Here is a 25,621-nt window from a genome sequence, read left to right as displayed (position 1 = left end):
GCGGGCCGAGCGGTCCCTCAGGACGCCAGGCGGCGCGGGCGCTCCATCGGGATGATCCAGGGCCCATCCTGCGCGAGCGCGACGCGCGCGTTCGTCTCCGTGTACCCCAGGGCCGAGTAGTACTCGACGTTCGGCTGCTTGGTCGTCTCCAGGTACCCCGGCGCGGCGCTCGCGTCGATGAGCTCGAACACGCGGGCCATGAGCCGCTTGCCGCGACCCGCGCGCTGCAGGTCGGGGCGGACCCCCAGGGCCTCGACGTACCAGGCGTTGGGCGGCACGCCCTCGGACGTGAGGTCGCCGAACTTGATGAGCCCGAGCGCGTGCTCACGGGTCCGCAGCGCGATCGCGGCGATCCGCAGGCCCTGCCGCCACCAGCGCGCGGGCGTCATCGGGTAGGTGCCGGGCGCGTACAGCGCGACGGCACCGGTGACGACGCCGTCGAGCTTCGTCACGAAGCAGTGCCCGTACCGGAGCGCGTCGGACAGGGTCATCCGGTAGACCGCCCGCAGCTCCTTCTCGCGGCGTGCGTCGACGGGGAACAGGTGCCGGAAACCGGGGTCGTCGGCGAGCGCGGCGGCCAGGACGGCGGCCGCGGCGGGGAGGTCCGCGCGCGTCATCCGCTCCACGCGGTCCGGGGCCGCGGGCCGGGAGGCACGCGGCTCGATCGGGGTCGCTGCCATGTCGCGAATCCTGACTGGGACATGCGTCCAGTTGCAACCGGTACGTCCGTCACCGTCACCGGACAGCGGGTGAAAAGTCAGACATGCCCGTGACATGGGGGTGGCGCGCCGGAGCCGTGACCTCGCGCGACGGTCGCCGACGCCCCTGCCGGCCGCGCCGGAGCACCTCCCGCGCGGCCCCGCGTGACGTTGCCCACGTGCCCGGACGGACCTACGTCCGGTCCGACGCCTCCCGCAGCACCGCGTACCCGCCCCCGAGGACGCGCCCGTCCGCGACCCGCCCGGCCAGGACGTCGCCCGGCGGCAGGTCGACGGGAGCCTCCGTGTGGTTGAGGACGAACAGCCACGAGCGCCCGTCCGCGGCCCGGCGGCGCGCCACCTCGACCCCGGCCGGGACCCCGTCGAGCACCGGCGAGACACCCGCCTCGACGAGCAGCCGCTCCGTGAGCGCCCCGAGGGCGGCACCGTCCAGACGCGTCGCGAGGTACCAGGCGGCCCCGTCGCCCACCGCGCGCCGCGTGACCGCCGGCAGTCCCGCGAGGTCGCCGTCCGCGAACGTCCGGACGACCTCCGTGCCGGGCGCGACGTGCACCTTCTCCGACCACACGTCCGCGACGGAGCCGTCGTCGAGCGTGACCGTCTCGCCCTCCTGAAGCGCCCAGAACTCCTCCGTGCGCACCCCGAGCAGGTCCCGGAAGGCGCCCGGGTACCCGCCGAGCCGCACCCGGTCGTCCTCGTCGACGATCCCCGAGAAGTACGTGACGAGCACCGTCGCTCCCGCCCGGGCTGCGCCCGCGACGTTGGCGGCGTCCTCGTCGGACACCAGGTAGAGCGTGGGCACGACGACCAGCCGGTAGCGCGACAGGTCCGCGGAGGGCGGCACGACGTCGACCGGCACGTGCCGCTCCCACAGCGCCCGGTAGTGCGCGAGCATCCGGTCCTGGTACGTCACGTCGACCGACGGGTGCGAGTCGAGCTCGACGCCCCACCACGCCGGGTAGTCCCAGACGAGCGCGACCTCCGACTCGACGCGCGAGCCCCTGACCTCGCCGATCGCCCTCAACGCGTCGCCGAGCTCGACCGTCGCGCGCCACACGTCGGTGTCCGTCCCCGCGTGCGGGAGCATCGCCGAGTGGTACTTCTCCGCGCCCGCCGCGGACTGCCGCCACTGGAAGAACATGACCGCGTCGGCACCGTGCGCGACGTGCGCGAGCGAGTGCCGCAGCATCTCGCCCGGCCGCTTCGTGCGGTTGCGCGGCTGCCAGTTCACCGCCGACGTCGAGTGCTCCATGAGGATCCACGGGCCCCCGCCCGCGACGCCCCGCGACAGGTCCGCGCTGAGCGCGAGCTCGACGTGCGCGTCCGGGCGCGACGCGATCGTGTAGTGGTCGTTCGCGACGACGTCGAGGTCCGCCGACCAGGAGAAGTAGTCCATCCACTTGGTCGCGGTCGACAGCATGAGGTTCGTCGTCGTCGGCACGTGCGGCGTGACCTCCCGCAGCACGTCGCGCAGCGCCCGGTAGTGCACGAGCAGCTCGTCGGACGAGTACCGCGCGAAGTCGAGCTGCTGCGTCGGGTTCGGGAACGTCGGGGCCGTGCGCGGGGGCAGGACCTCGTCGAACGCGTCGTACCGCTGCGACCAGAACGCCGTCCCCCAGGCGGCGTTGAGCGCCTCGACGGTGCCGTAGCGCGCCTCGAGCCAGCGGCGGAACGCGGCGGCGGCGTCGTCCGAGAAGTCGTGCGGCACGTGGCAGCCGAGCTCGTTGTCGACGTGCCACAGCGCGAGCGCGGGGTGGCTCCCGTACCGCTCCGCCATGCGGCGCGTCATCGCGACCGCGTACTCGCGCCACAGCGGCGCGGACACCCGGTACGCCTGCCGCCCGCCCGGGTGCAGCACGGTCCCGTCCGCGAGCTCCGGCAGCAGCTCGGGGTGCTTGCGGGTGAGCCACGGGGGCGGGCTCGCCGTCGCCGTCGCGAGCGCGACCTTGATGCCCGCCGCGGCGAGGCGGTCGAGCACGTCGTCGAGCCAGCCGAAGTCGAACACCCCCTCGCGGGGCTCGAGCTGCGCCCACGAGAAGATGCCGACGCTCACGAGCGTGACGCCCGCCTGCTGCATGAGCTCGACGTCCTCGACGCGCGTCGCGAGCGGCCACTGCTCCGGGTTGTAGTCGCCGCCGTAGGCGATGCCGTCGACGCCGAGCGGCCAGGGGGCGTTCGTCATGGGGTGTCCTCGCTGGTGGTGCGGGTCCACGCCGGGTGCGGCGGGGAGCGGAGGTGGGCGGTGCCGGGGCGGGGCGTCCCGGTCGGGTGGCGGTGGGCCCGAGCGCGGCGCATGCCGAGGGCGCGGGCCGTCAGGCGGTGCGGACGACGGTGGGCTCGGTGGGCGCGCCGAGCGGGTCCTGGTCGAGCGGCGCCGGGGCGACGCGGGCGGCGCTCGTCGGGCGGTCGGTCCCCGGGCGCCGGGTGCCGCTCGTCACGCGGGCGCCCCGACGTCGCGCCGGTCCTCGACGCCGTGCAGGAACGCACCGCGCAGGTCGCTGCCGGGCGCGAGGTCCGCCGGGGTGACGGGCCGGCCGAGCGCGGCGGAGGCGTAGATCGCGGTGACGAGCTCGAGCGGGCGGTGCGGGTCCGCGGCGACGGGCGGCAGCGGCGCACCGGTGCGCAGCGCGGCGTACACCTCGCGCAGCAGGGGCGCGTGCCCGCTCGGCTCGTCGTCGACCGGCAGCGCCCAGGCGTCGGGCGCGGGCTCGGGGGCGCCGCCGGTGACGGCGGGTGCGGGCGTCAGCCGCCACGACCGGGCGTCGTGCCCGTACAGGTGCTCGACCTCGACCGTGCCCAGCGTCGTGTCGACGCGCACGTAGCTCGTCTGCCGCGGCGCGAGCGCGGTCGTCACGACCGAGACGACGGCCCCGTTGGCGAACCGCACGACGGCCGTCGAGGTGTCCTCGGTCTCGACCTCGCGGTCGAGCCGGAACGCGCGCGCGTCGACCTCCGCCCAGTCGCCGAGCAGGAACCCGAGCAGGTCGAGCTGGTGGATGCCGAGCCCCAGCAGCGGCCCGCCGCCCTCCGTGGCCCACTTCCCGCGCCACGGCACCGCGTAGTAGTCCTCCTGCCGGCGGAACCACAGGGTGTGGCAGATGCCGACGAGCGGCCGCCCGAGCGCGCCGTCGGCGAGCAGCCGCTGCACGTGGCCCGCGGCGGTCCCGGTGCGCTGCTGGAAGACGACGGCGTACTCGCGGCCGGCCTCGCGGGCGACGTCGAGCACCTCGTCGAGCTCCGCGAGCGACAGCACGGGCGGCTTCTCGCAGACGACGTGTGCGCCCGCCCGCAGCGCGGCGACGGCCTGGTCCCGGTGCAGCCCGGGCGGGGTGCACAGGTGCACGACGTCCACGGGCTGCGCGGCGAGCAGCTCCTCGAGCGTGCCGTAGCGGCCGTGGATGCCGTACTGGTCCGCGAAGGCGTCCCTCACCTGCGTGCTCGGGTCCGCCACGGCGACGACGTGCACGCCCGGGTCGGTGTCGAGCACGCGCTGGTGGGCGTGCGCGATGGCGCCGGTGCCGACGATCGCGACGCGCGACGCGCTGGTCGGTGCGGCCGCGGCAGCGGCCCGGTCCTCGGTCACGTGCGCTCCTTCGCGAACGGATTGAATCGTCTCACTGTACGGGGAAGCGCTTGCCTCCTGTCCAGGGGGACGTGTCAGGCGTTCGGGTCGGACGAGCCCCGAACGACGAGCTCCGGCTGGAACTGCACCCGCTGGTGCTGGAAGCGGTCGCCCTCGGCCCGCTGGCGCAGCAGCAGGTCCGCCGCCGTCCAGCCGAGCTGGTGCGTGGGCTGCCGGACCGAGGTGAGCGGGACCGTCAGCATCGCCGCGAACGTCACGTCGTCGTACCCGACGACCGCCATGCCGGCGGGCACGGCGACGTCGCGCGCCCGCAGGCCGCGCAGGGCGCCGAGCGCCGCGAGGTCGTTGACGCAGAACACCGCGGTCGGCGTGTCGTCGGGGTGCTCGTCGAGCACGCGCGCGATGCCCTCCTCGCCCGCGTCCGCGTTGAGCGAGCCGATCGTGACCTCGACGAGCACGCGCTCGGGGTCGAGGCCGGCCGCCAGGAGCGCCTGCAGGACGCCGGCGCGCCGGTCCGCGCACTGGCGGATGCTCAGCGGTCCGTTGAGGAAGGCGATCCGGCGGTGGCCGAGCGAGACGAGGTGCTCGATCGCGAGCGCGGCGCCCCGCACGTCGTCGACCGCGACCGACGAGATGTCGTCGAACGGCGACGTGGCGTCGAGCAGAACGACGTCGGTGCCGCGGTCGCGCACCGCGAGTAGCGCGTCGAACGAGCCCGCGGACGGCGTGACCATGACGCCCTGCACGCCGTGCTCCTCGAACAGCCGCAGGTACCGCGACTCGCGCTCGGGGTCCTCGTCCGACGACGACAGCATGAGCGTGTAGTCCTCGGCCGCGAGCCGGTCCTCGACGCCGCGCGCGACCTCGGTGAAGAACGGGTTGGCGATGTCGAGGACGATCGCGCCGACCGTCTGGATCGTGCCTGCCCGGAGCTGGCGGGCGGACGCGTTGCGCACGAACTGCAGCTCGTCGATCGCGGCCTGGACGCGGTCGCGCGTGGCGGGTGTGACCTGGTCGGGCCGGTTGAGCACGTTGGAGACGGTGCCGACGCTCACCCCTGCGCGCCGGGCGACGTCGGTGATCGACGGCCGCCGTTCCGCGCGCCCCCGGGTCGTGGTGGCCATCCGTGGTCCTCCGCTCGTGCGTCTTCGCGTGCCGATGCTAACCGGCAGGGGTACGGCGCCCTGGGACGCGTCCGCGGACCAGCCTAGTGAAGCGATTCAAGGTGCCTGGTCGGATGCAGGTGAGATCCGCCCGCGGCAGGCGAGGGCGCAGTACGCTGGCGCGGGAAAGGGTTTACCGAGCCAATCGGCGCGGAAGGGTTGACGCCGAGACGGCCGGGTTCCTAGAGTTCCTGACGATGAATCGTTTCAACGACGCGACGATCGGAGGCAGACCATGACCCGTGTCTGCTTCGTCTCCCGGGTCCGACCGGACCGGCTCGACGAGTACCGCGCCCGGCACGCCGCCGTGTGGCCCGAGATGCTCGAGGCCCTGCGCGACACCGGCTGGCGGGACTACGCGCTGTACCTGTCGCCCGACGGCCTGCTCGTCGGGCACCTCGAGACGGACGACTACGCCGCCGCGCAGGAGGCCATGACGCGCACCGCGGTCAACCCGCGCTGGCAGGCCGAGATGGCGGAGTTCTTCGTCGCCGACGGCAACCCCGACGAGGGCTTCCAGGTGCTCGACGAGGTGTTCCACCTCGAGGACCAGCTGCGCGCCGCCGGCCTGCCCACCGAGCCCGCGACCTCGGCTCCCGGCCGCACGACGGCCACCCCCGGCCGCGCGACGGCCGCCCCCGGCCGCACGGCGGCCACCTCCGGCCGCGCGGCCGCCACCCCCGACCCCGCGGACGGCGCCCCCGACGACGCCGCACCGCGCCCCACCACGACCGACCCCGCCCGCCTGGAGGACCTCGCATGAGCCCCACCCCCGAGGCCCTCGCCGCCGCGCGCGGCGCCCTCGCCCAGCAGAGCATCGAGCTCCCCTCGTGGGCGTTCGGCAACTCCGGCACACGCTTCAAGGTGTTCGCCCAGCAGGGCGTCCCGCGCGACCCGTTCGAGAAGATCGCCGACGCCGCCCAGGTGCACCGGTACACGGGTGTCGCGCCGCGCGTCAGCCTGCACATCCCGTGGGACCTCGTCGACGACTACGACGCGCTCGCACGGCACGCCAAGGACCTCGGCGTGACCATCGGCGCGATCAACTCGAACCTGTTCCAGGACGACGCGTACATGCTCGGCTCCCTGACGCACCCCGACGCGGCGGTGCGGGCCAAGGCCGTGCGCCACCACCTGCAGTGCATCGACGTCATGCGTGCGACCGGCTCGCAGGACCTCAAGCTGTGGCTGCCCGACGGGCTCAACTACCCCGGCCAGGACTCGATCCGCGCGCGGCAGGACCGGCTCGCGGAGTCCCTGCAGGAGATCTACGCGGCGCTCGACCCGCAGCACCGGCTGATCCTCGAGTACAAGTTCTTCGAGCCCGCGTTCTACTCGATGGACATCCCCGACTGGGGGACGTCGCTGCTGCACTGCCTCGCGCTCGGCGAGCGGGCCATGGTCGTCCTCGACACGGGCCACCACGCGCCGGGCACCAACATCGAGTTCATCGTCGCGCAGCTGCTGCGCGTGGGACGGCTCGGCGCGTTCGACTTCAACAGCCGGTTCTACGCCGACGACGACCTCATGGTCGGCGCCGCGGACCCGTTCCAGCTGTTCCGGATCATGCACGAGATCGTCCAGGCCGGGGCGCTCGCGCCCGACAGCGGCGTCAACTTCATGCTCGACCAGTGCCACAACATCGAGCCGAAGATCCCCGGCCAGATCCGGTCCGTCATGAACGTGCAGGAGGCGACGGCCAAGGCGCTGCTCGTCGACCGTGACGCGCTGCTCGCCGCCCAGACCTCGGGCGACGTGCTCGGGGCCAACGGCGCGCTCATGGACGCCTACAACACCGACGTGCGGCCGCTGCTCGCGGAGCTGCGCGTCGAGCAGGGCCTCGACCCTGACCCGCTCGCCGCCTACGCGCGGTCGGGCTACGCCGAGACGATCGTGGCCGAGCGTGTCGGTGGCACGCAGGCCGGATGGGGAGCCTGACCACCATGACCGACGCGACGACGCACCACGCCGCGGCCGACCTGATCGCCCGTTCGAACCGCCTGGGTTCCGACCCGCGGGTCACCAACTACGCGGGCGGGAACACCTCCGCCAAGGGGCTCGCGACCGACCCCGTGACCGGCCAGGACGTCGAGCTCCTGTGGGTCAAGGGCTCCGGGGGCGACCTGGGGACGCTCACGCCGAAGAACCTCGCGGTGCTCCGCCTCGACCGGCTGCGCGCGCTCGTCGACGTCTACCCGGGCGTGGACCGCGAGGACGAGATGGTCGCGGCGTTCGACTACTGCCTGCACGGCAAGGGCGGCGCGGCGCCGTCGATCGACACCGCGATGCACGGGCTCGTCGACGCCGCGCACGTCGACCACCTGCACCCCGACGCAGGGATCGCGATCGCGACCGCGGCCGACGGTGAGGAGCTCACGCACGAGATCTTCGGCGACTCCGTCGTGTGGGTGCCGTGGCGCCGGCCGGGGTTCCAGCTCGGGCTCGACATCGCCGAGATCCAGGCGAAGAACCCGCAGGCCATCGGCTGCGTGCTCGGCGGGCACGGCATCACCGCGTGGGGAGACACGTCGGCCGAGGCCGAGCAGCGGTCGCTCGAGATCATCCGTTCCGCCGAGGCGTACATCGAGGAGCGCACGCGCGCGCTCGCCGCCGAGGGCGGCCACCCGTTCGGGGCGGTCGTCCCGGGCTTCGAGCCGCTGCCCGAGGCCGAGCGCCGGGAGCGGGCCGCCGCGCTCGCGCCCGTGATCCGCGGGATGGCGTCCGCCGACCGCCCGCAGGTCGGCCACTTCACGGACTCCGACGTCGTGCTCGACCTCCTGTCCCGCGAGAAGCTCGCGCCGCTGGCCGCGCTCGGCACGTCCTGCCCGGACCATTTCCTGCGCACCAAGGTGTCGCCGCTCGTGGTCGACCTGCCCGCGACGGCACCCGTCGAGGACGTGGTCGCGCGCCTGCGCTCGCTGCACTCCGAGTACCGCCAGGCGTACCAGGCGTACTACGACCGGCACGCGACCCCCGACAGCCCGGCGATCCGCGGTGCCGACCCCGCGATCGTGCTCGTGCCCGGCGTCGGGATGTTCTCGTTCGGCAAGGACAAGCAGACCGCGCGCGTCGCCGGCGAGTTCTACGTCAACGCGATCAACGTCATGCGCGGGGCCGAGGCGATCTCGACCTACCGGCCCATCGACGAGGCCGAGAAGTTCCGCATCGAGTACTGGGCGCTCGAGGAGGCCAAGCTCCAGCGCATGCCCGCGCCCAAGCCGCTCGCCACGCGCGTCGCGCTCGTCACCGGCGCCGGGTCCGGCATCGGACGGGCCATCGCCGAGCGGCTCGCGGCCGAGGGGGCGTGCGTCGTGATCGCCGACCTCAACCTGGCGGGGGCGCAGGAGGTCGCGGACGCGCTCGGCGGGCCCGACGTCGCCGTCGCGGTCGAGGCCGACGTGACCTCGGAGCAGGCCGTCGCGGCGCTCGTCCGCGAGACCGTGCTGGCGTTCGGCGGCGTCGACCTGGTCGTGAACAACGCCGGGCTGTCGATCTCCAAGCCGCTGCTGGAGACCACGGCCAAGGACTGGGACCTGCAGCACGACGTCATGGCCCGCGGCTCGTTCCTCGTCGCCCGCGAGGCCGCGCGCGCCATGATCGCGCAGGGGCTCGGCGGCGACATCGTCTACATCGCGTCGAAGAACTCGCTGTTCGCCGGCCCGAACAACATCGCCTACTCCGCGACCAAGGCCGACCAGGCGCACCAGGTCCGGCTGCTCGCCGCCGAGCTCGGCGAGCACGGCATCCGCGTCAACGGCGTCAACCCCGACGGGGTCGTGCGCGGGTCCGGCATCTTCGCGGGCGGCTGGGGTGCGCAGCGCGCGGCCGTCTACGGCGTGCCCGAGTCCGAGCTCGGCGCGTACTACGCGCAGCGCACGCTGCTCAAGCGCGAGGTCCTGCCGGAGCACGTCGCCGCGGCGGTCTTCGCCCTGACGGGCCCCGACCTCGTCCAGACCACGGGCCTGCACGTCCCGGTCGACTCGGGCGTCGCAGCAGCGTTCCTCCGATGACCCGCCCCCGCCTCGCGGCCCCCGCCTCGCGGCCCCCGCCCGGCCCCCCCTCGACCCCACCCACCCCACCCACCCCGCCGAGCTCGTCAGCTCCGGTCGAGCTCGTGAGCTGGAGCTGACGAGCTCGACGGGGAGTGACGAGCTCGCCGGTGCAGCCCGGCGCGGTGGCGGTCCCGGGACCAGGGCATGACGGCGTTCGCCGCCGTCGACCTCGGGGCGTCGTCGGGGCGGGTCATTGTCGGGCGGGTGGTCGACGAGGGGGACGGGCCGCGCGTGCTGCTGCACGAGGTCAACCGGTTCCCCAACGGTCCCGTACGCGTGCCCACCGTGCCCGGAGCGACGGCGGGGGCGGTGGCGGGGCCGACCCGCGAGACGCTGCACTGGGACGTGCTCGCGCTGTACCGCGGCGTGCTCGACGGGCTGCGCGCGGCGACGCGCGAGGTCGGCACGCTGGCCGGCGTCGGCATCGACTCGTGGGCCGTCGACGTGGGCCTGCTCGACGCGGACGGCGCTCTCGTCGCCAACCCCGTGCACTACCGCGACGCGCGCACCGACGGCATCCCCGAGAAGGTGTTCGCGACGGTCCCCGCGGCCGAGCTCTACGCCCGCACCGGCCTGCAGGTGCAGCCGTTCAACACCGTGTTCCAGCTCGTCGCCGCACAGGGCACGGCCGCGCTCGCGTCGGCCCGGCAGGCGCTGCTCGTCCCTGACCTGCTCGGTGCGTGGCTGACCGGCACCGCGGTCGCCGAGGTCACCAACGCCTCGACGACGGGGCTGCTCGACGCGACGACGCGCACGTGGACCACCGACGTCGCCGAGCGGCTCGGGATCGACACCGGCCTGCTGCCGCCGCTGCGCGCGCCCGGGGTCCTGCTCGGGCACGTCCGCGACGACGTCCGCGCCGACCTCGGCCACCACGCGCCGCTGCCCGTGTGGACGGTCGGGTCGCACGACACCGCCTCGGCCGTCGTCGCCGTTCCCGCGGCGTCGCCTGAGTTCGCGTACGTCTCGTGCGGCACGTGGTCGCTCGTCGGGCTCGAGCTCGACGCGCCCGTCCTCACCGAGGCGAGCCGTGCCGCGAACTTCACCAACGAGGCCGGCGTCGACGGCACCGTCCGGTACCTCAAGAACGTCATGGGCCTGTGGGTGCTCCAGGAGACGCTGCGCACCTGGAACGACGCCGGGCTGCCCGCGGACCCACCCGACCTGCTCGCCGCCGCCGCGCAGGTCCCCGCGCTGACCACGGTGGTCGACATCGACGCGCCCGACTTCCTGCCGCCCGGTGACATGCCCGCCCGGATCGCGGCCGCCGCCGTCCGCACCGGGCAGACGCCGCCGCAGAGCCAGGCCGAGGTCGTCCGCTGCATCCTCGACTCGCTCGCGCTCGCGTACCGACGTGCCGTGCGCCAGGCGGCGGACCTGTCCGGCCGGGACGTCCAGGTCGTGCACGTGGTCGGGGGCGGTGTCCGCAACGAGCTGCTGTGCCGCCTCACCGCCGACGCGACCGGCCTGCCCGTCGTCGCCGGACCCGTCGAGGGCGCCGCGCTCGGCAACGTCCTGGTGCAGGCGCGGGCCGCCGGCGTCCTGCACGGGAGCCTCGCCGACCTGCGCGCCGCGGGCGCCCGCGGCCTCGACCTGCGCCGCTACGAGCCGGGCGGACCCGGCACCCCCGGCACGCCCCACTGGGACGCCGCCGAGTCGCGTCTGTTCCCCTGACCACCCGCCGCCAGCCCGTGGCGACGGCGCGCGCCGTGTCGAGACGTGCGGGTGCCGAGCGTCATCGTGGTGCGTGGGTGCACCGGGCGCCCCGAGGGAGGAGAGGTGTCATGGCGAGGTACCTGGTGATGCTGCGGGGCGACGAGACCGCGTGGGACGCGCGCGACGACGACGCGCAGGCGCGGAACTCCGCCCGGCACGCCGAGCTGGCCCGCGTCGCCCCGAGCCGGGGGCACGTGATCGTCGGCGGCGAGGAGCTCACGCACTCGACCAGCGCCCTCGTCGTGCGCCGGGCCGCGGACGGCGGACGGACCGTGAGCGAGGGACCGTACGGGGAGGTCGTCGAGCAGGTCGGCGGGTACTACGTCGTCGAGACGGACGACGTGGCCGACCTCGCGGCGCTGGTCGCGGAGGTCCTGGACGAGGACGCGGAGATCCGCGGGTTCGTCGACCACGCGGCCGCGGCTCCCGCCGACCCGGCGCAGCCGGTTGCCGCGACTCCCTGAGCTCGCGAGCGCTAGCGTGCGGCGGGGCGGCAGGTGTCGCCCCGCCGTCGACGCCGACGGCGAGCGAGAGGAGCACGCCGTGGCCGTGCCGCCCCGTCTGACAGCCGCCCAGATGTTCTGGTGGAGCACGGGGCTGCTCCTCGGGTCGTTCGTGCTGTCCTGGCTGGCCGGGCACCCGGACGCGCTCGTCCGGACGCAGTGGCTCGCGAGCGTCCTCGTGACGCTGACCTCGGTCGGCTACACGCTCGGCCTCACCGGCGTGGTCGGGTCGTTCGTCGTGCGTGCGCTGGAGCCGCGCGGCGTGCGGGTCCCGGACGCGCCGCGCAACGTGGACCGCGAGCAGAACGTCTGACCGTCCCGCCCGCGGCGCCCCTGCTCACCGGCCGAGCAGGTCGACCAGGGCCTCGCCGCTGCGCGCCACCACGAGGTAGCCGCCGCCGTCGAGCGGCGTCGGCACGTCGATCGTGCCCGTGACGGTTCCGGCCTCGACGTCGAGGACGTCGACGACGCCGTCGCCGCCGCGTGAGACGTAGCCGGTGGCGCCGTCCGGTGTGAGCGCGGCGATCGGCCGTCCCGGCGAGGACCACACGGCGTCCGCGTCCGCGTCCGCGGCGGGCGCGCCGCTCGGGGTCGGGAGAGGGACGGTGCGGAGCGTGTCGAGGAAGGTCGGGGAGCCCGGGGCCGCGTCGACGACGTGCGCGCTGTACCCGTCCGGATGCATGCGGGCGAACAGCACGCGGTGGCCGCCGACGGCGAACCGGAACGCCAGGCCCGTGCCGAGCGGTCGTCGCTCGGCGGCGTCGGCGTCGGGCGCGAGCACCCACACGTCGTTGCGCCACTCGCCCCACGCGTCGGCCGTCTGGTCGCGCACGTAGCTCCACACGCGCGGCGACGTGGAGCCGACGACGCGCAGGTAGTAGGCGCGGCCCCAGTCCGCGCCGTCCGCCGACCACGGGACGGTGGGCTCGGCGTCGAGGTGGTCGCGCGCGACGTGGAACCGTTCGAGGCCCGCGTCGGTGGCCTGCAGGAGGTGCCCGTCGACGACGGCCTCGCCGTGAGCCCAGGCCCCGGTCGGCGCGCTCGCGGTGGGCTCGACAGGTCCGTCGGCTCCGACGGCGACGTCCGCGGGATACAGCGCAACGGTGCCCTGCTCGGCCCCGTCGCGGTGCAGCACGGCTCCCCCCGCGAGCACGACGCCCGGCTCGGTCGTCGCGACGTCGAGCGTGCCGCGGGGCTCCAGCGAGTCGAGGTCCACGAGCGTGATCGCCCCCTCGCCCTCCGTCGTGCTCGACGTGCTGACGGCAGCGAGCCCTTCGTCGGGGTCGACGGCGATGTGGACGGCGGCCCCGGGGAGCGGGGTGCGGGCGACGACCTGCGGGCCGTCGGCCGTGACCGTGAGCGCGACGAGCTCGGCGGGCTCCTGGCCGGCGGCCAGCAGTCGTCCGTCCTCGAGCTGGACGAAGCCCGCGTGCTCGTGGACGGCCAGGCCGTCGAGCGTGCCGAGCAGCTCGTGGCCCGGCAACGCGTAGGCGTGCACGGCTGCGGCGGCGGGGTCGGCGACGACGAGGCTGGAGGTGACGGGCGCGCTCGTCGACGGGGCGGCCTCGCGCGTGGCGGCGCCGGTGCCGGTGGCGCAGGCGGCGAGCGGGAGGAGTGCGAGGGCGGCGACGAGGGCGCGCGCGCGACGGCGCGGGGACGGGGGACGCATGGAGCGTGAAACTAATGATGAGAATCACTATCGTCAAACTCGACGGCGCGAGATCGCGCGCGTCCCCCGCCGCGTGGCGCGGGCCGGACGGTCACAGCGCGGCGGTCACCACGAGCAGGACGGGCAGGGCCAGCAGGGTCGTGACGAGGCCCGCGTCGCGCGCGAGCCCCTGGCCGCGGCCGTACTGGATCGCGTAGACGAGGACGTTCTGCGCCGTCGGTAGCGCAGCCATCGCGACGACGGCGAGGCGTGCGTCCCCGTCGAGCCCCAGGGCGGTCGCGACGAGCGCGGCGAGCGCCGGGTGGATCGCCGAGCGCAGGACGACGGCGAGCACGAGGTCGGGGTGTGGTGCGCGCTCGCGGTCGGCGGCGGGCACCGCGAGCGACATGCCGAACGTCAGCAGCGCGAGCGGGGCGGCGGTGGCACCGACGAGGTCGAGGGGGCCGTAGACGACGTCGGGCAGGTCCCACGGGAGGGCGGCGAGCACGAGGCCCGCGAGCGTGCCGACGATGATCGGGTTGCTGAACGTCCGCCGGGCGGTGGCCACCACGGCGCGTCCCACGCCCGTGGTGGTGCTGCTCGGCGACGCGGTGCCGTCCTCGTCGACGGCGTCGTCGGGAGCGGCGACCGGGAGCGTGCGGGCGCGGTCGGTGCCGGGCGCCGCGGACCGGGAACGGTGCGCGTCGAGGACGGTGAACGCGATCGGCGCCAGGACGAGGAGCTGGAACAGCAGCGCCGGGACCGCGGCCACGGGGTCGCCGAGCAGGAACACCGCGAGCGCCAGGCCGAGGTTGCCGGCGTTGACGTAGGAGGACGCGAGCGTCCCGATCGTGACGTCACCGGCCGACCGGCGCAGGACGAGGCGCAGCACGAGGGCGGCGACGAGCGCGACGAGCGCCGTGCTGGTCCAGGTCGCCAGGGCGGAGCGTGACGCGAGGACGTGCAGGTCGGTGCGGGCGATGCTGACCAGCAGCAGCGCCGGGGTCGCGACGGTGAACACGACGCGCGCGAGCACGGTCGGCGCGTGCGGGCCGAGCACCCCGAGCCGTCCGAGGAGCCACCCGGCGGCGACGACGGCGGTGAGCGTGCCCAGCGCGGTGAGGACGGCGCCCATCAGCGGCGGACGCTCGCGGGGTGCACGTCGTCATCCTGTCACGCCCGGCGCGAGCCGGAAAGCGCTTGCCCTCGCACCGGTCCGCGTGTCAGGATCGCCGTGGACGACGCCGTGCCACGGCGTCCGGACGCGCACGGAGGACGTCGACGATGCCGGCAGTCGCACTGGTCACCGGAGGCAACCGGGGCATCGGCCTCGGCATCACGCAGCGGCTGCTCGCCGACGGGTACGCCGTGTCGATCCTCGCCACGCGCGAGGAGCCGACCGACGTCCTCGCCGGGCTGCGCGAGCTCGCGGGCGCCCACGACCGCGTCCGCTACGTGCGCGGCTCGGTCGCCGACCTCGACGACCACCGGCGCTACGTCGACGACGCGGTCGACGCCTGGGGACGGCTCGACGTGCTCGTGAACAACGCGGGCGTCGCCCCGACCGTCCGCGCGGACCTCCTGGAGGCGGGCGCCGAGTCGTTCGACCGCGTCCTGGGCATCAACCTGCGCGGCCCGTACTTCCTCACCCAGACGTTCGCGAACCGCGTCATCGCGCTCCGCGGCCCGCTCGACACGCTGCCCGAGCCGCCCGACGGTCCCGTCGCCACCGTCGTCAACGTCTCGTCGGTGTCCGCGACCACCGTCTCCACGAACCGCGGCGACTACTGCGTCTCGAAGGCCGGCGTCGCGATGGCGACGCAGCTCTTCGCGGCGCGGCTCGCCCCCGAGGGCATCGTCGTCTACGAGGTCCGGCCCGGCGTCATCGCGACCGACATGACGGCCGGCGTCGCGGCGCGCTACGACGCGCTCTTCGAGGGCGGGCTCGCGCCGATCGCCCGCTGGGGCCGTCCGGCCGACGTCGCCGGCGCCGTCGCGATCCTCGCGTCGGGGCAGACGCCGTACTCGACCGGCGAGGTGTTCCACGTCGACGGCGGCATGCACATCCCGGTGCTCTGACCACGCCGCGCCACAGCCCCCGCACCCGGCACCGCGCACCCCGGTGCCGCCCCGCCCACCGCACGCCGCACGCACGACGAGGACCACGACATGAGCGACACCGACCGACACGAGCCGCAGACCGTCCGCATCGGCGGTCACGACGTCCCCGTCGTCACGGCGCGCACCGTCGTCGTGGGCACCGGCTCCGCGGGGTTCAGCGCCGCCGACCGGCTGTGGGAGCTCGGCCACGACGACGTCGTCATGGTGGCCGACAAGGTGAACGCGGGCGCCTCCCGCAACGCAGGCTCGGACAAGCAGACCTACTACAAGCTGACGCTGTCGGGCGGCGACGGCGACTCCGTGCGCGAGATGGCCGAGACGCTGTTCGCGGGCGGCGCGATGGACGGCGACAACGCGCTCGCGGAGGCGGCGCTGTCGGCGCGCGGGTTCCTGCGGCTGTGCGACCTCGGGGTGCCGTTCCCGCAGAACCGGTTCGGGGAGTTCATCGGCTACAAGACGGACCACGACCCGCGCCGGCGCGCCACGTCGGTGGGCCCGTACACCAGCAGGTCGATGGTCGAGCAGCTCGAGAAGAAGGTGCACCGCAACGGCACGCGCATCTTCGACGAGTGCCGCGTGGTCGACGTCGTGGTGCGGCCCGTGGCGGGCGGTGCGCCGGCGGCGGACGGGGCTCCCGCCGACGACGGTGCGACCGCGGCCGAGCGCGAGACGGAGGTCGTCGGCCTGCTCGTGCTGCGCACCGACGTGCCGCACGACGGCTCGCGGTCGCCGTTCCTCCTGTTCCGGTGCACCACCATCGTCTACGCGACGGGCGGCCCCGCGGGCATGTACGCGACGCGCGTCTTCCCGAACGGCCAGTGGGGCGCGTCCGGGGCCGCGTACCGCGCGGGCGTCCACGGCAAGAACCTCACGGAGTGGCAGTTCGGGCTCGCGTCGACGCACCCGCGGTGGAACGTCTCCGGCACGTACATGCAGGTCGTCCCGCGGTTCGTGTCGACCGACGCCGACGGCGGCGACGAGCGCGAGTTCCTCACCGAGGCGATCGGCGACTACGGGCGGCTCATGTCGCTCGTCTTCCTCAAGGGCTACCAGTGGCCGTTCGACATCCGGAAGGCGCTCGACGGCTCGTCGCTGATCGACCTGCTCGTCTACCGGGAGACGGTGCTGCGCGGGCGGCGCGTGTTCCTCGACTTCCGCCGCAACCCCGTGCAGGAGTCGTTCGACCCCACCGCGCTGAGCCCGGAGGCGTACGAGTACCTCGACCGGGCGGGCGTCCTGTTCGGGACCCCCATTGAGCGGCTGCGCCGCATGAACGAGCCCGCGTACCAGTTCTACCTGCAGAAGAATCCGTACGTGGACCTCGAGACCGACCTGCTCGAGGTGGACGTGTGCGCGCAGCACAACAACGGCGGGCTCGTCGTCGACGCGTGGTGGCAGTCCAACGTCACGGGCTTCTTCCCCGTCGGGGAGGCGGGCGGGGCGCACGGCGTCTACCGGCCCGGCGGCGCGGCGCTCAACAGCGGGCAGGTCGGGGCGACGCGCGCGGCGCAGTTCATCGCGGCCCGGCGCTCCGTCGACCCGGTGGCCGTGCCGGACTTCGCGGCCGCGGCGGCACCCGTGCTCGACGGCGCCCTCGACCTCGTCGAGCGGGCGTCGCGACGGGCGGCCGCCGGCGTGCCCGACAACACCGGTGACCTGCTGCGGGACGTCCAGGTGCTCATGAGCGCCAAGGCCGGGCCGGTGCGGTCCGCGGCGTCGATCCACGAGGCGCTCGTGCAGGTGCACGAGTGGCTGTCCGGGTACGCGGACCTCGTCACGGCCGACGCGACGTCGCGCCGGTCCGTCAACCGCACGTTCCTCGTCCGCGACATCCTCACCAGCGCCTACGTGTACCTGTCCGCGATGGCCGACTACGTCGCGCACGGCGGGCGCTCGCGCGGGTCGGTGCTGTACAGCGACTCGGAGGGCACGCTGCCGCGCGTCGGCTACGGGCCGTCGGCCGACGACGAGCTCGACCTGCCGGACGTGTTCCGGTTCCGGCTCGACGGCGGCGCGCTCGACGACGTGGTGCAGGAGACGGGCTGGGTGCCGCCGGGGTGCTCGGCGCCGGACGTCGACTGGGCGCCCGTGGTCGAGCGGAAGGTCGACGATCCCGCGGGCGTGCCGGTGTTCCGGTGGCGGCCACGGCGACCGATCCCCGAGGACGACGACTTCTTCGAGAACGTGTGGCGGGACTTCCGGGCGCACGGGAACGTCTACTGATGCCGTCCGGGGACGATCCCGCGGCCGACGGCGTCCCCGGTGCCGCGACGACGCTGCCGGTGACCGTCGCGCTGCCCGACGCGCGCGTCGAGGTGCGGGGTGCGTCGTGGCTCGAGCCGACCGACCGGGGGCTCCTGCCGCACCGGCTGCCGGCGTGGACGCGCGCGCAGTTCCCCGACCGGTTCGTCGCCCTGTGCGACGAGCAGCCCGCGGGGGTCCGGCTGCGGCTGCGCACGGCCGGGACCCGGCTGCGGCTGGTCGTCGACGTGCTGCGCGTCGCGGTGGAGCCGCAACCACCCGGCGCGCCGCAGCCGTACGACGTGCTGGTCGACGGCGTCCTGGTCGAGCAGCCCGCCGGGCACGGCACCGCGGCCGGCGGAGGCGTCGTCGAGCTCGAGCCCCAGCGCGGCACGACCGTCGAGCGACCCGGGCCCCCCGCGGCCGTCGACCTGTGGCTGGGCGACGCACCCGGTCGCGACCGTGACGTGGAGGTCTGGCTGCCCTACGGCGAGTCGACGCGCCTCGTGACGCTGCACGCCGACGCGCCCGTCCTGCCCCCTGCGCCGGCGACCGGGACCCGCTGGGTGCACCACGGGTCGTCGATCAGCCACGGCGCGTCCGCCGACCGGCCGACGGGCACGTGGCCCGTGGTCGCCGCGCGCACCGCGCGCCTGGACCTGGTCAACCTGGGGATGTCGGGCAACGCGGTGCTGGACCCGTTCGTCGCCCGCACGCTGCGCGACGCGCCCGCCGACGTCGTCTCGGTGAAGCTCGGCATCAACGTCGTGAACCACGACGCGATGCGCCTGCGCGCGTTCGTGCCGGCGGTGCACGGGTTCCTCGACACGATCCGCGAGGGCCACCCGTCGACCCCGCTGGTCGTGGTGTCGCCGCTGTGGTGCGCGCTGGTCGAGGACACTCCCGGCCCGACGTTCGTCGACCCCGCGTCGCCGCCCGGCGCTCCGCTCTTCGCGACGCGCGGGCGCCCGGAGGAGGTCGCGGACGGCAAGCTGAGCCTGCGCGTGATCCGGGCGGTGCTCGCGGAGGTCGTGGCGGCCCGCCGGGCGTCCGGTGACGAGGCGCTGCGCCTCGTCGACGGCCGTGACCTGTACGGCGAGGCGGACGCAGCGGCGCTGCCGATGGCGGACCTGCTGCACCCGGACCCGCCCGCGCAACGGCTCGTGGGGGAGCGGTTCGCCGAGGTGCTGCGCGGGGTGCTCGCTCCCTGACTGCAACTCGATGGTTGCGCTTGGGCGTCGCGTGTGCAACTCTGTGGTTGCATCTAGTTCGCCTGTCGGAAGGACACCGCCGTGAGCACCATCGAGCCGCAGCCCGTCGCCGTCGCCGACGTCGACGCGTTCACCGTCACCCGCACCATCCGCATCGCCGCCACCCGCGCCCGCGTCTGGCAGGCCCTCACGCAGGAGGAGCACATCAGCGGCTGGTTCGGCGACCGCACCGAGCTGCCCGAGCGCCGCGTCGGCGGCGAGGGGGCGTTCATCTGGGACGACCACGGCGCCGTGCCCGTCCGCATCGAGCAGTACGACGAGCCCGACGTGTTCGCGTACACCTGGGGCTCGCCCGGGCAGCCGCTCGCACCGGGCAACGCCACCCTCGTCCGGTTCACGCTCGCCGACGACGGCGACGGCACGCTGCTCACCGTCGTCGAGACCGGCTTCGGCGAGCTCACCACGCGCGACCCCCGGGCCGAGCTCGAGGACCACCGTCGCGGCTGGAGCTCCGAGCTCGACGAGCTGGTCGGCTACCTCGAGCCGGTCCGCTCGGCATGAGCGCGACCGCCGCCGAGACGCTGGTCCCCGTGTTCGCCGCGCTCGCCGACGAGACCCGGTGGCGGGTCCTGTCCGAGCTCGGTCGCGGGGAGGCGTCCGCGTCCGCCCTCGCAGCGCGGCTGCCCGTGACCCGGCAGGCGATCGCCAAGCACCTCGCCGTGCTCGCCGACGCCGGGCTCGTCGAGCCCGTGCGGGTCGGGCGGGAGGTCCGCTACCGGCCGCTCGGGTCGCGGCTCGACGAGACGGCCCGCGCGCTCGACGCCGTCGGCGCCGCATGGGACCGCCGCCTGGCGCGCATCCGCGACGTCGCCGAGTCGCTGTAGCCCTCCGACCGCCCGCCGGCACGCGGCTCCGCACGCGTGCCGGCGGGCGCACCACGGCCCCACGAGGTCCGTCCGGGTCCGTGGACGCAGGCGCGCCGGCCGCCTCGCGCCGGTCCTGCCCGGCGCCCGGGACGGTCTGCGGCACGGCGGGTCCGACCGCCCGTGCCTGGACGTCGCACCCGCGACGGTCTGCGGCCCCGCGGGTCCGACCGCCCGTGTCGTCCCGGGACGCGCGCGAGGGCGGTGCGCCCGAGAGGGACCCCTCCCCCCGGGCGCACCGCCCTCGTCGTCACGCCGCCGGCTCGGCGGGCGGCGCGACCCACCGTCCCGCGTGTCGCTCCGCGGCCGCGTCGCTCAGCCGGCCGCGGCGCGGCTCACAGGTGCGGCAGCACGTGCCGGACGTACCGCTCGGACATCGTCGCCAGCGTCTCGTCGCCCGGTGCACCCCAGACGTCCTCGTGGAAGATCTCGACCTCGACGTCGCCCGTGTAGCCCGCGTCGCGGACCCACCGGGTGATCGACGCGAAGTCCACGTACCCGTCACCGACGTGCCCGCGCGAGAGCAGCGGGTCCGCCGCGAGCGGCAGCACCCAGTCGCACACCTGGTACCCCGCGATCCGCCCCGCGGCGCCCGCGCGCGCGACCTGCCGCTGCAGGTCCGGGTCCCACCACACGTGGTAGGTGTCGACGACGACGCCGACGACCTCGGCGGGGAACGGCTCGGCGACGTCGAGCGCCTGGCCCAGCGTCGAGATGACCGCCCGGTCCGCCGCGAAGATCGGGTGCAGCGGCTCCAGCACGAGCCGGACGCCGTGGCCCGCCGCGAACGGTGCGAGCTCCCCGATCCGGTCCACGACGCGCTCGCGCGCCGCCACCAGGTCCCGCGCCGGGTCGTCCGCGCCGCCGCGCACCCCACCGGGGCGCGCCGCGGGGTACGGACGGGCCGGCCCGCCCGGGGCGGTGGCGGCGGGCAGGCCGCCGACCACCATCACGAGCTCGCGGGTGCCGAGGGTCGCCGCCTCGACGATCGCGCGCCGGTTGTCGTCGAGCGCCGCCCGCGCGGCCGCGTCGTCGTCCGTCGTGAGGAAGCCGCCGCGGCACAGGGAAGACACTCGCAGGCCCGCGTCGGCGATGATCCGCGCCGCCTGCTCCGCCCCGACCTCCTGCACGCGGTCGCGCCACGGCCCGATCGACGACAGGCCCGCGCGCACCGCGCCGTCGACGGCCTCGCGCAGCGTCCAGTGCTTGGTCGTGGCCGTGTTCAGCGAGAGCCGCGAGAGGTCCGCGCCGGTGCCCGCGGGGGTCGGGTCCGTGCCGGTCGCCGCCGCGGCGGTGCTCGCGGCCGGGCCGGCCGGCACCTCGTGGCCGACCCCCGTCGTCACAGCGTGATCTCCGGCACCGGCAGGCGGCGGCCCTCGGCCGACGACTGCAGACCCAGCTCCGCGAGCTGCACCCCGCGCGCCGCCGACAGGAGGTCGAACCGGTGGGTGCGGCCCGCCGCGACGTCGCGCAGGAACTCCTCCCACTGCAGCTTGAAGCCGTTGTCGAGGTCCGCGTTCGCGGGCACCGGCAGCCACTGCTCGCGGAACGGCTCGGTCACCGGCAGGTCAGGGTTCCAGACCGGCTTCGGGGTGTGCGCGCGCTGCTGCGCGACGCAGTTGCGCAGGCCGGCGACCGCCGAGCCGTGCGTGCCGTCCACCTGGAACTCCACGAGCTCGTCGCGGAACACGCGCACGGCCCACGAGGAGTTGATCTGCGCGACCACCGGGTCGCCGCCCGGCGTCTCGATCTCGAAGATGCCGTACGCGGCGTCGTCCGCCGTCGCCGCGTACTCCCGGCCCTGCTCGTCCCAGCGGGTCGGGATGTGCGTGACGGCCTGCGCGTTCACCGTCCGCACCGTGCCGAGGATTCCCTCGAGCACGTAGTTCCAGTGGCAGAACATGTCGACGACGATGCCGCCGCCGTCCTCCTTGCGGTAGTTCCAGCTCGGCCGCTGGGCCTCCTGCACGTCCCCCTCGAAGACCCAGTACCCGAACTCGCCGCGCAGCGACAGGATCCGCCCGAAGAAGCCCTCGTCGACGAGCCGCCGCAGCTTGACCAGGCCCGGCAGGTAGAGCTTGTCGTGCACGACGCCGGCCGTGACGCCCGTGGACTCGCGCAGCCGCGCCAGGTCGATCGCCTCCGCGAGGGTCTCGGCGGTGGGCTTCTCGGTGAAGATGTGCTTGCCCGCCTTCATCGCGGCGGTGAGGGCCGCGTACCGGCGCGACGTGACCTGGGCGTCGAAGTAGACGTCGACCGTCGGGTCGTCGATGACCGAGTCGGCGTCCGTGGTCCAGTGCTCGACGCCGTGCAGGTCGGCGAGCTCCTTGACCTTGTCGGCGTTGCGACCGACCAGGATCGGCTCGACCTGCAGGCGCGTCCCGTCCTCGAGCGTCACACCGCCCTGGTCCCGGATCGGCAGGATCGAGCGGACGAGGTGCTGGCGGTAGCCCATGCGGCCGGTGATGCCGTTCATGGCGATGCGCAGGGTGCGGGACGTCATGGTCTCTCCGAGGTTCAGGACCGCGTTGTCGGTCGGAGTGGAATGCGCTTTCCAATGTAGCGCACCAACGGCCGCAGTCAAGGGCCCCTCGGCCGTGCGCCCAGTCCTGGCCCGGCGTCGGGCCGCACCCCGTCCTGGCCCGGCGTCGGACCGGACCGGCGTCCCTCAGACCAGGGCGAGCGTGCGGACGTGCGCGCGGACGGCGGAGCGCAGCTCGGAGGACGCAGCCAGGTCCGCCCCGAACACCTCCCGCACGGCGAGGAGCCGGTCCACCAGCCCGTCGACAGGGCCGTCGGCGGCGGAGGCGAGCGCGTCCGCGAGCGGGTCGTCGAGCGAGACCTTCCGTCCGGCGACCTCCAGCCCGCCGTGCGTCGTCGCGTGCACGTAGGACATCCACGCGGCGAGCGTGGCCGCCGCAGCGGTGGGCACCGCACCCGCGGCGAGCCGGTCGCGGACGGTGCCGAGGAGCCGCTGCGGCAGCTTCGCCGACCCGTCCATCGCGACCTGCACGGTCGTGTGGCCGGTGTTCGGGTTCGCGAACCGGTCCAGCACGTCGTCCCGGTAGCGGACGAGGTCCAGCCCTTCGGGGGCCTCGAGCGTGGGCAGCACGTCCTCGTCGACGAGGGCCCGCACGATCGCCTCGAGCTCGGGGTCGGCGACCGCCTCGGCGATCGTCGCGTACCCGCGCAGCGCCCCCAGGTAGGCGAGCGTCGAGTGCGAGGCGTTGAGCACCCGCAGCTTCGCCCGCTCGAACGGCGCCACGTCCGCCGTCAGGGTCGCCCCCGCGCGCTCCCACGCCGGACGCGGGCCCGCGAACGTGTCCTCGACGACCCACTGGGTGAACGGTTCCCCGACGACGAGGCCCTCGTCGCGCAGACCCAGCAGCGCGGTCGCCTCGGTCCGGTGCGCGTCCGTGGTCGCGGGGACGATCCGGTCAACCATCGTCGAGGGGAACGCGACCGACGCACGCACCCACTGCGCCAGCGACTGCGCGTGCGGGACGGCCGCCAGCAGCTCGTGCACGAGCGCACCGACGACGCGTCCGTTCTCCGCGAGGTTGTCGCAGCACACCACCGTCAGGGGTCCTGCGTCCTGCCGGTGGCGGAGCGCCAGGCCACGGACGAGCAGCCCGATCGGCGAGCGCGCGGGCTGCTCCGGGGGAGCGCCCCCGATCTCGGCGGCGAGCGCGGCGACGTCGGACCCCAGGTCCGGGTCGGTCAGGTCGGGCAGGCCGTCCGGCCGCCGGCGGTAGCCCTTCTCCGTGACCGTCAGGGTCACGACGTGCGTGCTCGGGGCGGCGATGGTGCGGAGCACGTGGGGCGTGCGCTCGCCCGGGAACGCGACGTCGCGCAACGAGCCGATCAGGCGCAACGACGTGTGGGTGGCGCCCTTGGTCAGGACCCCGTACAGCCCGTCCTGCGGCGCCAGGTGCTCGGCGACCCGGGCGCTGCGCTGCGTGACGCCGAGGATCCCCCAGCCGGTGTCGCCGGCCGCTGCGGCGGCGTCCTCGGTGTACACGGCCTGGTGGGCGCGGTGGAAGGCGCCGAGCCCGAGGTGCACGAGACCGACGGTCGTGCTCGCCGGGTCGACGGCGGGACCGGGCACCGCGTGCCCGCGGCCGTCGGCCAGCGCGGCGAGCGTCGCACGGGACAGGCGTGGGGTCATCGGTCGGCCTCCGAGGTCGGACGGGTCGGGACGGGCCCGGTCGAGGCGCGGACCACGAGCTCGACGCGCAGCCGCACCGGCTGGGGCGCGGGTTCTCCCGTGCCGTCGGGCGACGCGGGCGCGCCGACGACGCCGACCCGCGGTCCGTGGGCGCCGGCCGGCGCGTCCGCCCGGCCGTCTGCTCCACCGTCTGCGCCGACCGCCTTGCCGTCTGCCCGGCGCGCGCCGTCCGTCCCGCGCGCGCCGTCCGTCTCGTGCGTGCCGTCGTGGGGCGTGTGCGGCTCCACGGCCCTCGCCGCGTCCACGTCGACGTACGACGCGCCCCTCGGCCCTCCCGTGATCGAGGCGCTCACGCCGGGCGCACCGCCGGCGCCGTCCCGGTGCGCGGCGAGCGCAGCCGCCACGACGCGCTCCGCCGCCGAGCCGCGGCGCGTGCTCATGGCGTGCGCGACCAGCAGATCGACAGCCTCGCGCCCGAGCCGCGCGAGCGGCACGGTGACCGTGGTCAGTGCGGGGGACACCAGCGTGGCGGCGGGGATGTCGTCGTAGCCCACGACCGAGACGTCCTGCGGGACGCGGAGGCCGCGCGCCTGGAGCCTGCTGAGGATGCCGAGGGCGACGAGGTCGTTGTGGGCGAGGACGGCGGTGGCGCCGCTGGCGGCGACGAGGTCGCCGGCGGCGACACCGCCGGCGAAGACCGGGGCGAACGGACCGAGGTCCACGACCTCGACGCGGCGCAGCCCGTGCGACACGTGCGCGAGGCCCTCGCGTCGTCGCGCGTCCGACCAGGAGTCGGCGGGGCCGCCCACGTAGGCGATCCGCGTGTGGCCGAGCGCGTGCAGGTGCGTGACCGCCTGCCGGACCCCGTCGGCGTTGTCGATGACGACGGATGCGAGCGCGCGGTGCCGCCTGTTGACGAGCACCAGGGGGACGTCCTCGGCGAGACGGTCGAGATCCTCGTCCGACATGCGGGGCGAACAGAGGACGGCGCCGTCGACCTGCGCGCCGAGGTGCGCGACGAGCTCCGGTTCCAGGCGCGGGTCCTCCTCGGCGTCCGCGACGAACACGGCGTAGCCGAGCGTGCGCGCGCGGGCCTGGACCCCCTTGGCGACGGCGGCGAAGAACGGGTTCTCGAGGTCGGGCACGACGAGGCACAGGTTGCCGGTGCGGCCGGTGATGAGCTCGCGCGCCGCGCGGTTGGGCCGGTAGCCGAGCTCGCGCGCCACGCGCTGCACCTGCTCGCGACGCGCGGGTGCCACGAGCTCGGGCGAGCTCAGGGCGCGGGATGCGGTCGCGGGCGACACACCCGCCGCGCGGGCGACGTCGCGCAGGGTCACGACCACCTGGTCGGGCCTCCCGTCCCGGGTTGGGGCGCCCGTCCGCCGGTCGCTGCTCCGCGACTGAATGCGATTTCAGCACGATCCGGTCGGCGAGCGCAAGCCGCGCCCTTCGGCGGAACTTTCGATCGCCTTCCCTCTTGCGCGCACCGCGTCGACGCTGCTTGAGTACCGATGAAACCGATTGCAGGCGCCACTGCGCGCCGGATCCCGGGCCCTGCAGGCAACCCTGCTCG

Annotated in this window: 22 protein-coding genes; 11 read left to right on the top strand and 11 right to left on the bottom strand. The window is 75.0% G+C overall.

The features are described 5' to 3' along the window. Nucleotides 1–17: 17 nt before the first annotated feature. The 5 genes from CELF_RS16725 to CELF_RS16710 all read right to left on the bottom strand — a co-directional run bounded on the left by CELF_RS16725 (nt 18) and on the right by CELF_RS16710 (nt 5,426). A complete protein-coding gene (locus tag CELF_RS16725; protein WP_013772452.1) occupies nt 18–680 on the bottom strand; it encodes a GNAT family N-acetyltransferase in 663 nt (220 codons plus the stop codon). Nucleotides 681–891: 211 nt separating this feature from the next. Continuing rightward, nucleotides 892–2,901 carry a beta-galactosidase gene (locus CELF_RS16720; protein WP_013772451.1) on the bottom strand — a complete coding sequence of 670 codons (2,010 nt, stop codon included), beginning with the start codon at nt 2,899–2,901 and terminating at the stop codon, nt 892–894. A 130-nt stretch (nt 2,902–3,031) separates the two neighbouring features. Continuing rightward, nucleotides 3,032–3,157 (bottom strand): hypothetical protein, encoded by a 126-nt coding sequence (locus tag CELF_RS21410; RefSeq protein WP_013772450.1) that lies wholly within the window; start codon nt 3,155–3,157, stop codon nt 3,032–3,034. Then, nucleotides 3,154–4,302: a Gfo/Idh/MocA family protein gene (locus CELF_RS16715; RefSeq protein WP_013772449.1), complete on the bottom strand. Its 1,149-nt coding sequence runs from the start codon at nt 4,300–4,302 to the stop codon at nt 3,154–3,156. Before CELF_RS16715 ends, CELF_RS21410 begins: the two co-directional genes overlap by 4 nt. A 74-nt stretch (nt 4,303–4,376) precedes the next feature. Further along, nucleotides 4,377–5,426 carry a LacI family DNA-binding transcriptional regulator gene (locus CELF_RS16710; RefSeq protein ID WP_013772448.1) on the bottom strand — a complete coding sequence of 350 codons (1,050 nt, stop codon included), beginning with the start codon at nt 5,424–5,426 and terminating at the stop codon, nt 4,377–4,379. 274 nt (nt 5,427–5,700) lie between these two features. Between CELF_RS16710 and CELF_RS21470 the strand changes: the two genes are divergently transcribed. The 6 genes from CELF_RS21470 to CELF_RS16680 all read left to right on the top strand — a co-directional run bounded on the left by CELF_RS21470 (nt 5,701) and on the right by CELF_RS16680 (nt 12,049). Next, complete coding sequence (locus CELF_RS21470; RefSeq protein WP_013772447.1) at nt 5,701–6,228, top strand: L-rhamnose mutarotase; 528 nt, start codon at nt 5,701–5,703, stop codon at nt 6,226–6,228. Continuing rightward, nucleotides 6,225–7,403: an L-rhamnose isomerase gene (rhaI, locus tag CELF_RS16700; protein ID WP_013772446.1), complete on the top strand. Its 1,179-nt coding sequence runs from the start codon at nt 6,225–6,227 to the stop codon at nt 7,401–7,403. Before CELF_RS21470 ends, rhaI begins: the two co-directional genes overlap by 4 nt. A 5-nt stretch (nt 7,404–7,408) precedes the next feature. Next, nucleotides 7,409–9,475 carry a bifunctional rhamnulose-1-phosphate aldolase/short-chain dehydrogenase gene (locus CELF_RS16695; RefSeq protein ID WP_013772445.1) on the top strand — a complete coding sequence of 689 codons (2,067 nt, stop codon included), beginning with the start codon at nt 7,409–7,411 and terminating at the stop codon, nt 9,473–9,475. Nucleotides 9,476–9,661: 186 nt separating this feature from the next. Continuing rightward, a complete protein-coding gene (locus tag CELF_RS16690; RefSeq protein ID WP_013772444.1) occupies nt 9,662–11,191 on the top strand; it encodes a rhamnulokinase in 1,530 nt (509 codons plus the stop codon). A 110-nt stretch (nt 11,192–11,301) separates the two neighbouring features. Next, nucleotides 11,302–11,697, top strand: a complete 396-nt coding sequence (locus tag CELF_RS16685) for a YciI family protein (RefSeq protein WP_013772443.1) — start codon at nt 11,302–11,304, stop codon at nt 11,695–11,697. Between the two features lie 79 nt (nt 11,698–11,776). Next, the gene (locus CELF_RS16680; protein ID WP_013772442.1) at nt 11,777–12,049 is read left to right on the top strand and encodes a hypothetical protein; all 273 of its coding nucleotides are present in this window, start codon (nt 11,777–11,779) and stop codon (nt 12,047–12,049) included. Between the two features lie 24 nt (nt 12,050–12,073). Here the strand turns inward: CELF_RS16680 and CELF_RS16675 are convergent, their stop codons facing one another. Next, nucleotides 12,074–13,405: a hypothetical protein gene (locus CELF_RS16675; RefSeq protein ID WP_013772441.1), complete on the bottom strand. Its 1,332-nt coding sequence runs from the start codon at nt 13,403–13,405 to the stop codon at nt 12,074–12,076. A gap of 91 nt (nt 13,406–13,496) precedes the next feature. Further along, the gene (locus tag CELF_RS16670; protein ID WP_013772440.1) at nt 13,497–14,519 is read right to left on the bottom strand and encodes an AEC family transporter; all 1,023 of its coding nucleotides are present in this window, start codon (nt 14,517–14,519) and stop codon (nt 13,497–13,499) included. A gap of 149 nt (nt 14,520–14,668) precedes the next feature. Here CELF_RS16670 and CELF_RS16665 point away from each other — a divergent pair, with 149 nt between their 5' ends. From CELF_RS16665 to CELF_RS16645, 5 genes are all read left to right on the top strand, one after another. Next, nucleotides 14,669–15,463 carry a 3-ketoacyl-ACP reductase gene (locus CELF_RS16665; protein ID WP_013772439.1) on the top strand — a complete coding sequence of 265 codons (795 nt, stop codon included), beginning with the start codon at nt 14,669–14,671 and terminating at the stop codon, nt 15,461–15,463. Nucleotides 15,464–15,553: 90 nt separating this feature from the next. Next, nucleotides 15,554–17,728 carry an FAD-binding protein gene (locus CELF_RS16660; RefSeq protein WP_013772438.1) on the top strand — a complete coding sequence of 725 codons (2,175 nt, stop codon included), beginning with the start codon at nt 15,554–15,556 and terminating at the stop codon, nt 17,726–17,728. Continuing rightward, nucleotides 17,728–18,957: an SGNH/GDSL hydrolase family protein gene (locus CELF_RS16655; RefSeq protein ID WP_013772437.1), complete on the top strand. Its 1,230-nt coding sequence runs from the start codon at nt 17,728–17,730 to the stop codon at nt 18,955–18,957. Before CELF_RS16660 ends, CELF_RS16655 begins: the two co-directional genes overlap by 1 nt. 81 nt (nt 18,958–19,038) lie before the next feature. After that, entirely contained in the window at nt 19,039–19,518 is a 480-nt protein-coding gene (locus tag CELF_RS16650) for an SRPBCC domain-containing protein (RefSeq protein WP_013772436.1), read from the top strand. Continuing rightward, on the top strand, nt 19,515–19,841 hold the full coding sequence (locus CELF_RS16645) for an ArsR/SmtB family transcription factor (RefSeq protein ID WP_013772435.1): 327 nt from the start codon (nt 19,515–19,517) through the stop codon (nt 19,839–19,841). The genes CELF_RS16650 and CELF_RS16645 overlap by 4 nt, the downstream gene beginning before the upstream one ends. A gap of 374 nt (nt 19,842–20,215) precedes the next feature. Here the strand turns inward: CELF_RS16645 and CELF_RS16640 are convergent, their stop codons facing one another. The 4 genes from CELF_RS16640 to CELF_RS16625 all read right to left on the bottom strand — a co-directional run bounded on the left by CELF_RS16640 (nt 20,216) and on the right by CELF_RS16625 (nt 25,385). Continuing rightward, nucleotides 20,216–21,106 carry a sugar phosphate isomerase/epimerase family protein gene (locus tag CELF_RS16640; RefSeq protein WP_041554637.1) on the bottom strand — a complete coding sequence of 297 codons (891 nt, stop codon included), beginning with the start codon at nt 21,104–21,106 and terminating at the stop codon, nt 20,216–20,218. Nucleotides 21,107–21,219: 113 nt separating this feature from the next. Then, nucleotides 21,220–22,383: a Gfo/Idh/MocA family protein gene (locus CELF_RS16635; RefSeq protein WP_013772433.1), complete on the bottom strand. Its 1,164-nt coding sequence runs from the start codon at nt 22,381–22,383 to the stop codon at nt 21,220–21,222. 165 nt (nt 22,384–22,548) lie between these two features. After that, a complete protein-coding gene (locus tag CELF_RS16630; RefSeq protein WP_013772432.1) occupies nt 22,549–24,048 on the bottom strand; it encodes a mannitol dehydrogenase family protein in 1,500 nt (499 codons plus the stop codon). Then, nucleotides 24,045–25,385 (bottom strand): LacI family DNA-binding transcriptional regulator, encoded by a 1,341-nt coding sequence (locus tag CELF_RS16625; protein ID WP_232014262.1) that lies wholly within the window; start codon nt 25,383–25,385, stop codon nt 24,045–24,047. The genes CELF_RS16630 and CELF_RS16625 overlap by 4 nt, the downstream gene beginning before the upstream one ends. Nucleotides 25,386–25,621: the final 236 nt, after the last annotated feature.

The organism is Cellulomonas fimi ATCC 484 (assembly GCF_000212695.1).
GTDB classification, from domain to species: domain Bacteria; phylum Actinomycetota; class Actinomycetes; order Actinomycetales; family Cellulomonadaceae; genus Cellulomonas; species Cellulomonas fimi.
This window is presented reverse-complemented; position numbering and strand designations above follow the sequence as displayed.